Raw genomic sequence first — 7,792 nt, forward strand, 5'->3', positions numbered from 1 at the left:
TTCTTTTCGGTCACTTGATTGACTGCTTGGATTTTGAATTCTTCGGGATAACGCGGGTTGCTCATGGCACCTCCTGATTGGCCTCATTTTAAGGCATGGAGGTGTCTACGAAACCCGGGGCGATTCAGAAGTCCTGCAGGTCATTCTGGTAAGCACGACGCGTGCGGTGGTTATCGATATTGGCGAACCACTCGACTGCGGCCGGCACGCTGGCCAACTGCTGGAACTCGACGGCTGTCAGTCGGCGTTCGCTGGAAAGGATGAGATCTGACACCTCAAACTCCCTTCAGATGTTTTTTATGGATCTCGTGGCAACGGTCAATGACTTTCTTTACGCGAGCATTAAGCAAGTAGTCGTTACGGAAACCCGGTGGGCAGATGCTTCTATCGCGCCAAAGAAAGCCGCCAAAAATGCCGCAGGGCGACGCTTCCAGTTCGAGTGAGAGTAGCACCAGGGTCATGTAGGCGTTGGGCACCTGATCTTCTTCAAATTGGACCCATTCGGTCCTCATGGTCTCCCTGACCGTTCCCGTAACGTTTTCCGGCACTGACTTGTAATGCACTAGTTTATTTCGCGCTTGCACGAGCTTAGCGAGGTGTTGGATTGCCAGACCTTTGTTGTCGAGCGATTGGCCACAAATCTGGCGGGTCAGCTTCTTCCATTTAGGTACCAAGCTCACCCTGTCCAGAGAAGGCTTGCTGGCTTCCAGATCACCCAGGGCTGTGGCCGCAAACTCAAATGCCGCCGCCTCGATGGCCATCGCAGCAAATACGATGGTCTTGATGCCGCTGACACGTGGTCCCTCATACCGGCCCAACCCACCCGTTGCGGCCTCATTCAGAAAATCCCCGAATGCTTGCTCGGCGATGTCGACATAGGTCTGCACCATCGAGCCTGCGCGGACCGGATGGATGTACCTGTGCGGTTCTAAAACATCCACCGGCAGCTCCTTTTTAAAAGTGGTGATAACGTATTTTATCACCACTTATAGGCAGGCTATTTCGTGTAGCTGAGTGAGCCGGGATTAGCCCCCGACCCTTTGGTGGGACGTCACACTAATAGACCGTCTTGGGCGTCTGCGCCATCTGCGTCTGCAGCACGCTGATTTTTGATCAGTTGAGTGTTTTGAGCTTTGGTCAGCGATGCCCTGCGCTTGTTCGCACGATGAAATTTGGCGATGACAGGCATATCGCTGCCTACAAACGTCACAGGGTCTGACGGGTTGTTACGCAGATCGTTCTTGGTCATCTGCAGAGCCAGTACATCCGGATCGACGCCTTCTGCCAGAGACTGGCTGATGCGAGCCGCCACAACACCAGTACGCTCCTCCTGGTCGTGCGTTACCACCTCGAATGCATCGACGGCCTTGTCCGCGACCTTCCTGGCTTTGTTTTTAATTTCTTCAATCAAATCGGTCATGTGCTGGCTTCTCTTAGCGAGTAGTGGGTAACCAAGCCCTTAGGCTTGGAGCTTAAGACTATATGCCGAGCGAGCTGCCGACCAGCAACGGCTGCCGACCTTAAAACCTTGAGGTTTGCTTGAGAACGGCAGCGCATGCAACCCGCCCCAGGTATGCGCAAGGTATCGCCAGCTGTAATATTACCTTGACATTACTTATAAATTCTTGTAATAATAGAACTACCAGACAAACGTCTGGTTTTTTAGAGCGCCGCCATAAGGCGGCAATTAGGCTGTGCTTGTAAAGGCAGTCGCTAAATGAGGCAATAAAATGAATAGCTTATTAAATCCATCTATGCCAGGAGCATATAAAAACCATGAAAAAGAAAAACGATACAACCGCCATCGAACGTAAACCTGATCTGCTAATAGAGTTCTACCCACACAAGGCTGTACTCAAGGAGATGGGTAAACTCCCAGATCAGGTGCGGGAAAGCTTCATCGTCAGCTTGCATCTGATGGCTAAACATCAACTGCCTGCTTGCGAGACCGATCAGTTGATCAGCATCCATAAGGATGTCTATGAACTGATAGAAAATGGATCCCCAGCTTACCGCTGTGTCTATACGATAGAAGTAACAGGTAAAATCATCGTACTGCACGCGTGCAAGAAAACCACGAATGGACCCGATCCACAAATCAAGTCCACCGTGACGCTACGCCGGAAAGCCCTGATTTCAGAGCTCAAGGCGGACGCAAAAGCGTCGAAGAAAGAGAAAAAGAAGTAAGGCTATAAATCAAGCGACGCTATCACAGCGTCGCTTTTTTTACGTTCATCACGAAAGGTTTCGCTTTGTTTTCTGGATTGAAGTCTGCGTCTACTTTGTAACCTATTCGGATTAGCATCTCCAAGAGAGTATCGATAGAAAATTTCTCTAGATAGCCTTTGAATAGATTGCTCATTCGAGGTGCGCTGACGTTCAATTTTTTTGCAGCTACAGCTTGTGACCATTCATTATCGCGAATCAATGTGATCAGAGTCATGAATAGCTGTGTTTTTAAATGCTTCATGTTGTACTCAACGGGATCCGTTGTGAACAGCTCGAATAGGTTCTGACTCATAATAAGTCCTCCCTAGGTGGAGGTCGCCTCTAGAATGAAAAGTAACAGGATTGCTCGACCTCTGAGCATGAGCGTTACCAGCCCACTGACGACAATATTATTATCTTTTCTTGTAACATTGCAAGCGTTTTCTTCTGCTTTCTTCATTTGCCACGACCTTCATGCAGACGAGAAGGTCATGTCCATCGAGCTGATTCTCGGTAGACTCCGGTCAGTGCTTACCTAAGGCGGGAAAATACGGCCTTTCTGGAGCCGAATACTGGCCAGCAAAAAATGCTACCCAGCCCTCATCGGCTATAGCTGTGAGCACACGTCCCTATCCTACTGTCAATCCGCGGCGTGAGGCTGCCGGCGCTCGCTTGAGCGTTTCACCTAACCGTTGGTCGATATCGTTAGTATGCGATACAGCTCACCTTACGAGTTCAAGATGTCGGACAACGGTGATCGACTTTCAACCGAGCTGGCATGATGGATGGACAGGAACCCCACCTATTCGACTCAGGTGTCGAGCATGTCCCACTCATCACCAAGAATCCATCGAAGGGCTGATAGCTTCCCATTAATCATGCCCCACTCGAAATCGCTCCAAGGGCCGGTATCCTCGTACTTTTGACGAACCTTTTCAGCGGCGGCAAGTGCTCCTTGCAAAATCGAAGGGTGGATTTGAAATGCCGATGTCTCGTTCTCGGCACCGTTTTCACCAACGGTAATCTCACCCAACTCAATACGATGCATCATGTTCATGTGCCGGTTGTACCAAACCTTGTCGACTAACTCGTCCATGGCTTCCAGAATTTCCTGAAGGCCACGCGTCTGGTCTTCCCAGGTCCACTCGTTTTCATAGTGGAATTCCTCAAGATCTAACAGATCTTCGATAGCTGGTTTCGTGGTATTGAAATAAAGGGAGGTTTCGCCGTCGAAGATCTCTGAAAAATCATCATGGGGCTGCCTGTGATCTTTACCTGAGAAGTCGGTAACGTTGTGAGTCACGAACCTGAAACTTTCGAAATTAGCTGCCTGACCGATTCGGAACTCTTGGAAGGCCTCGGCCAGCACCGCGTCGGCAACGCTATTCTTTTGTTTGTGGAATGGAGCTCTCTTATCGATTGCTCGTTCGGCAGCCTTGATCTTGGCTGCATCTGTGATGGGTGTCTGGAAAGCCAGGTCAAACAGTTTAATCACGCGGTTGACGCTGCCTTGGGTCGCCTCCGAAAGGATTGGCAGCCGATGGTTCACATCATCAATGGTCTCCAGTGCGGCGTTTTTTCCTTCACCGCCGAATGACTGGATGATCCCTTTGACGACACGGATCTCGCTGGCAATTCGCTTGCGCGTGGACTCAATGACCTTGTCCTTGTTTCGCTCGAATTCTATACGCACAAGCTCGGGCACCAGGAGCTTAATGACTCCTTCTTCGACCAGATGCTCTATGGCAGTCAGCATTGGCAGCTCTGCTTTCTGTGTAGAAATATCCAACCAAACGCAGGTATCGAGCATTATTAAATGCATTGAAGCTCCATTTCACTTTGCTGATCGCTAGACTTTGGCGCAGCCATCCCCAGATAACGGCTCATTACCATACCTGCCACTCAGTTCACGATGTACAACCCGGTGGCAACTCGCGCAGAGACATTCCAAATCCTCCAGGCTTGTCAGATGCCCTACCGCCATTTGCGCAACCTGCACGGTTCGATGGTGTACCTCGATGCAGGCCTCTCCGTTTTCTGCGCCGTAAGTTTCAACCGGATCCATTTTGCAGCGCTCGCAATAGAGTCGCCCGTGCTTCCTCTTGAATTCAGCTTTCTTGGCAATCGACAACCCTGGGGCGCGCTCCTTCCGTAAATGAGCCACGAGCCTGGGCTGCCCCTCAGTCCACACACGATCTTCATGCAGCGGAGGCAGTGCGGGATCAGCCACCAAGGTACCTTTGGGCACTATATGAAAGCCGGCATCCTCAAGTAGTTGGAAACAGACGCTGTTAACGCCGGCGGTGAAGTGTTTTGGCAGTATCTGAAATCCCAGAGCGCGTGTAGCAGCTAAGCCAAATACTGCCTTCGGTGGCAGTCGGAGGTGTTCATCAACGATCATGTCGTAATCGGTTGACTCAGCAAAGCCAGGTGAATCAATCCCGCTGATCAGATCCTGAACAGCACGCCATATATGCTCGGCGGTGACTCCCCGAAGCACCTCAGCGGGAAGCCGATCGAGGCTCCGTAGATTTTTATCTATTGGGGTACCGCCAAGCGCAAGACTCAACGCCTGCGCATCGCCCCCAGATATCTTCATCCGAATGCGTCGAGTGGAGTTGCCTCCCGAGGACTCAGAGGACGATCGGCCGACGGTCTTCATTCGAGTGGAAAGGACTTTCACAATCTGATCAACAGGCGCCTGATTCTCCTCCGAGGTCAGTATCGTTCGCTGAGAAATGGGAATGTCCTGAACGCGGCTGCTATCAACCCAGACGCCTTCTACTGCAAACGAGACCCGCTTCAGCCTGGCCAGCAAAACAGAAAGCCCCAGAGTATATTCGGAGTTGATCGCGCCCTTACCTTTGGTACCGCCACGGCTGTGGAATACAACCTCGTCCGACTCGATTCCGAAGTGAGCATCAATTGGACTGCCATCGTCGGAAATGACCTGAAAAAACCGCGCCATGTCTGCGGCTGCTCCTTATAGTTTCAAGCGACTGGTGGTACTGCACGCGCAAGGCACATACCCTGACAAGAGGGGGCCCGTGCTCTCTGCAATCAGCTTATTCGTCTTCGCTGGTAGCCGTTTTACGCATGAGGCTTTTTCTTTCCAGCTCATCCAAATGAGCTATCACCTCCCCCATACTCTTATCTCTGCTCCACTCACCTATCACCGGTTCCTCAGGAGGCAAACCTGCATGTGAACGGAGCTTTCGGACTAACCCAGATACCTGAAGCCCTAATACGGCATAGCTCCGCCTTCTAACCCAGAAATACTCAGGATGATCCGGCGGGTCGTAATTAAATTCCTGGATTCCTTGAAGCTTGCCATGGATTTTATCTTGTTGGTCAGGAATCCGAAGAATTGAATACATCAACTCCCTGGGTAAAAGCTTCCAATCAACGTCAAGTTCCAACGGGCTAAATACGGGAACGATGGTGGTAGTTTCCCACTGACCGTCATGACCAGCTGGCCGACCGCGCGACGTACCATCGTCCATGCAAACGTCATAGCATTGGCTTGCGAACCGGTCCAAGTGCGAAACGACAATAATGCCAAGGTACGTCGTGTTCTGGCTAACCGTACTACGCTTGACCCACCACTCCTTAATCAGAACGAAAAGGTTGCCGAGCAAGACGCCGCTGATACCTGCCGCTGCTGAGATGATCGCTGAAACGTTCCCTGAGTCCATAAATGCCCCTGCGTGACCCGCATGACTGTAGCGACGTAACTGCTGATTGTAGGCGCAGAAGCCACCGACGCGTGGGAAAGAGATCGAGCCAAAAATTGACGTTCCGCTCCGATTCTAAGCATCACCTGCGGCGGGTTCCTGCCAGTCACCTGAGGGCTCTTCAAGTGATGTTTCTATTAAACCTAATGCCGCTATGTCGAGGCTTTCAGGGCAATTATAGTCAGCGAGATAATTTAGGATATTTGGGAGCTGCTAAGCGCCCACTTATAGTCGAAAGCAACCGCTTCGGGAATGGATGGCGGGGACGAGAGACAGATCACTGCCGGATACCTTTCCTTGGACTCAGTTCCGATTCACTTATGAATCCGACGGTGTGTCCGCTTGCGCACCGCGGCTCCCTGCCAACATTCCAACAGGCTCTTCAAGCGTGCTCTGAGCTGCAATATTTAAAAAACGTCCGCCTGTCACAGATCGGGTGGCAAGGATTGCCCCCGCTTCCTTGATGACCTGTTCCATAATCTGCCACTTGTTCGTTCTGACCTTCCGACGCCCTTTCATTTCGACCTCATCCGCCCGAATCACCAAAGTAATCATTTCTCGCTACGAGCCCTAGATCCTCCGATAAATCAGCGCCGTCGTCCGCACTGAATATATTCTGAATTAGCCGCTCTTGACGAAGATATGCCAGTGCTTGAAAAAAGCAGCCCTCACAGAGATGTACTTCGTAACGCTCACCGTCGTGGGAAGAGCCGAAGCCCCATTTCGCCTGAAGAGAGCCAAACTGGAACCCACCCATATCTACGCGAGTGGATGCGTCGCACACATCGCATCTGACATCAATGACTGTCTCGACTTCGACTCGTCCGATAGTTTTCATTGCCGACACCTCTATTCGCCCCATGCCCAGCTTTCATAGTCACGACGACATCGCCAAAAAGCGCCAGATACCGTCGTGACTAAATAAAATCTAGCCTAGGGCGGGTCCTACGATTTTGTCACGAACGGCCATTGAGTCAGCCTATCTCGAGCTTCATCAAGAGCCTGCGAGTCGCATCGCGGTTGATGACGCCGCGTTCCATTCCTCACAGCGTATAGAAATACTAACGCCCATCCCTTTGAACCTGGTTTATTGCTGCATTTGAGCCGTTTTTTGTGCAAAAAAACGTAGTTTTAGCTAGGCCATTTATTAGTGGTGCGGTTGAGGTGTGCTAAAGGGAAAAAGCCGGACCCTTGGGGGAAGTGAGCGGTGGTTGGTGGGCATCAAGGCGTGGATGAGTGCTTTTTGGACAGCTGTCCTAGGGTGCGCAATGGGGTACTGGATGGGTGTCTTCGGGGCATTCAAGGGAATCCATAAGGCATTAGCGGTGCTTTGGTGGTGCTAAGCGGGAATTAGAAGGGGCCTCGTCACCCCCGCTTTGGTCCAAAACAGCGAAAAAGCGCTTTAAGCGCTAAGGTCCGCACAAAAAAAGGCTCCATTGCCCTTCGGGTCCGTCGTTTGATACAAGCGCCTAGTTTAATCAGCAGAGGAACCAGCACCTGGGAACCAGGCTTAGGCATCCGCAGCAGCGGAGGCGTCCTATAAGTACATTGGCGGTACAGTCCCCAGTCGTAACCACTTTTACAAAACTGGCAAAAACTCAGCGTTAACAGAAGGTTAGCCCTGTTGTACCTTTGCCTACCCTCGCCTAGACTTACATGGCCTCGGAGTGTCATTCTGTGACTCATAATCCTTTGGTCCACGGTTCAAGTCCGTGTGGGCCCACTGTCTAGTCCTGAAATAGGTTTACACCTGTTTCAGTCTCAAAACGCCCGATGCACCGCATCGGGCGTTTTGTATTTCAGGGACAAGTGAGGTCGCTTACGGTTATAAATTTCTATCGATTCTTCAA

At 51.2% G+C, this 7,792-nt stretch carries 8 protein-coding genes and 1 pseudogene; 1 reads left to right on the forward strand and 8 read right to left on the reverse strand.

The genetic code is table 11. From position 1 onward, the window contains the following. Positions 1–127 precede the first annotated feature (127 nt). The 3 genes and pseudogenes from AACY19_RS26360 to AACY19_RS26370 all read right to left on the reverse strand — a co-directional run. Positions 128–274, reverse strand: a pseudogene (locus AACY19_RS26360) (site-specific integrase); the annotation flags it as partial. Position 275: 1 nt separating this feature from the next. After that, on the reverse strand, positions 276–941 hold the full coding sequence (locus AACY19_RS26365; RefSeq protein ID WP_122455296.1) for a hypothetical protein: 666 nt from the start codon (positions 939–941) through the stop codon (positions 276–278). A gap of 110 nt (positions 942–1,051) precedes the next feature. Next, complete coding sequence (locus tag AACY19_RS26370; RefSeq protein WP_122455295.1) at positions 1,052–1,420, reverse strand: hypothetical protein; 369 nt, start codon at positions 1,418–1,420, stop codon at positions 1,052–1,054. 356 nt (positions 1,421–1,776) lie between these two features. On the opposite strand from AACY19_RS26370, the gene AACY19_RS26375 reads away from it, so the two are divergent. Further along, complete coding sequence (locus AACY19_RS26375; RefSeq protein ID WP_122413347.1) at positions 1,777–2,187, forward strand: type II toxin-antitoxin system RelE/ParE family toxin; 411 nt, start codon at positions 1,777–1,779, stop codon at positions 2,185–2,187. A 22-nt stretch (positions 2,188–2,209) separates the two neighbouring features. On the opposite strand, the gene AACY19_RS26380 is transcribed toward AACY19_RS26375, so the two are convergent. From AACY19_RS26380 to AACY19_RS26400, 5 genes are all read right to left on the reverse strand, one after another. Continuing rightward, positions 2,210–2,521 (reverse strand): helix-turn-helix domain-containing protein, encoded by a 312-nt coding sequence (locus AACY19_RS26380; protein ID WP_122413348.1) that lies wholly within the window; start codon positions 2,519–2,521, stop codon positions 2,210–2,212. A gap of 498 nt (positions 2,522–3,019) precedes the next feature. Then, positions 3,020–4,030, reverse strand: a complete 1,011-nt coding sequence (locus AACY19_RS26385) for a PIN domain-containing protein (protein ID WP_339454440.1) — start codon at positions 4,028–4,030, stop codon at positions 3,020–3,022. A gap of 27 nt (positions 4,031–4,057) precedes the next feature. Beyond that, positions 4,058–5,176, reverse strand: a complete 1,119-nt coding sequence (locus tag AACY19_RS26390; protein ID WP_339454441.1) for an HNH endonuclease — start codon at positions 5,174–5,176, stop codon at positions 4,058–4,060. A gap of 97 nt (positions 5,177–5,273) precedes the next feature. Continuing rightward, positions 5,274–5,903, reverse strand: a complete 630-nt coding sequence (locus AACY19_RS26395; protein WP_122455292.1) for a hypothetical protein — start codon at positions 5,901–5,903, stop codon at positions 5,274–5,276. Positions 5,904–6,468: 565 nt separating this feature from the next. Beyond that, positions 6,469–6,780 (reverse strand): hypothetical protein, encoded by a 312-nt coding sequence (locus AACY19_RS26400; RefSeq protein ID WP_339454442.1) that lies wholly within the window; start codon positions 6,778–6,780, stop codon positions 6,469–6,471. Positions 6,781–7,792: the final 1,012 nt, after the last annotated feature.

Origin of the sequence: Pseudomonas sp. EA_5y_Pfl2_R50, assembly GCF_963970475.1 — a bacterium.
Classification (GTDB): domain Bacteria; phylum Pseudomonadota; class Gammaproteobacteria; order Pseudomonadales; family Pseudomonadaceae; genus Aquipseudomonas.

Coding starts and splice junctions, on each gene's coding strand:
- AACY19_RS26370 (WP_122455295.1), bottom strand. CDS start 1,420: ATGACCGATTTGATTGAAGAAATTAAAAACAAAGCCAGGAAGGTCGCG.
- AACY19_RS26375 (WP_122413347.1), top strand. CDS start 1,777: ATGAAAAAGAAAAACGATACAACCGCCATCGAACGTAAACCTGATCTG.
- AACY19_RS26380 (WP_122413348.1), bottom strand. CDS start 2,521: ATGAGTCAGAACCTATTCGAGCTGTTCACAACGGATCCCGTTGAGTAC.
- AACY19_RS26385 (WP_339454440.1), bottom strand. CDS start 4,030: ATGCATTTAATAATGCTCGATACCTGCGTTTGGTTGGATATTTCTACA.
- AACY19_RS26390 (WP_339454441.1), bottom strand. CDS start 5,176: ATGGCGCGGTTTTTTCAGGTCATTTCCGACGATGGCAGTCCAATTGAT.
- AACY19_RS26395 (WP_122455292.1), bottom strand. CDS start 5,903: ATGGACTCAGGGAACGTTTCAGCGATCATCTCAGCAGCGGCAGGTATC.
- AACY19_RS26400 (WP_339454442.1), bottom strand. CDS start 6,780: ATGAAAACTATCGGACGAGTCGAAGTCGAGACAGTCATTGATGTCAGA.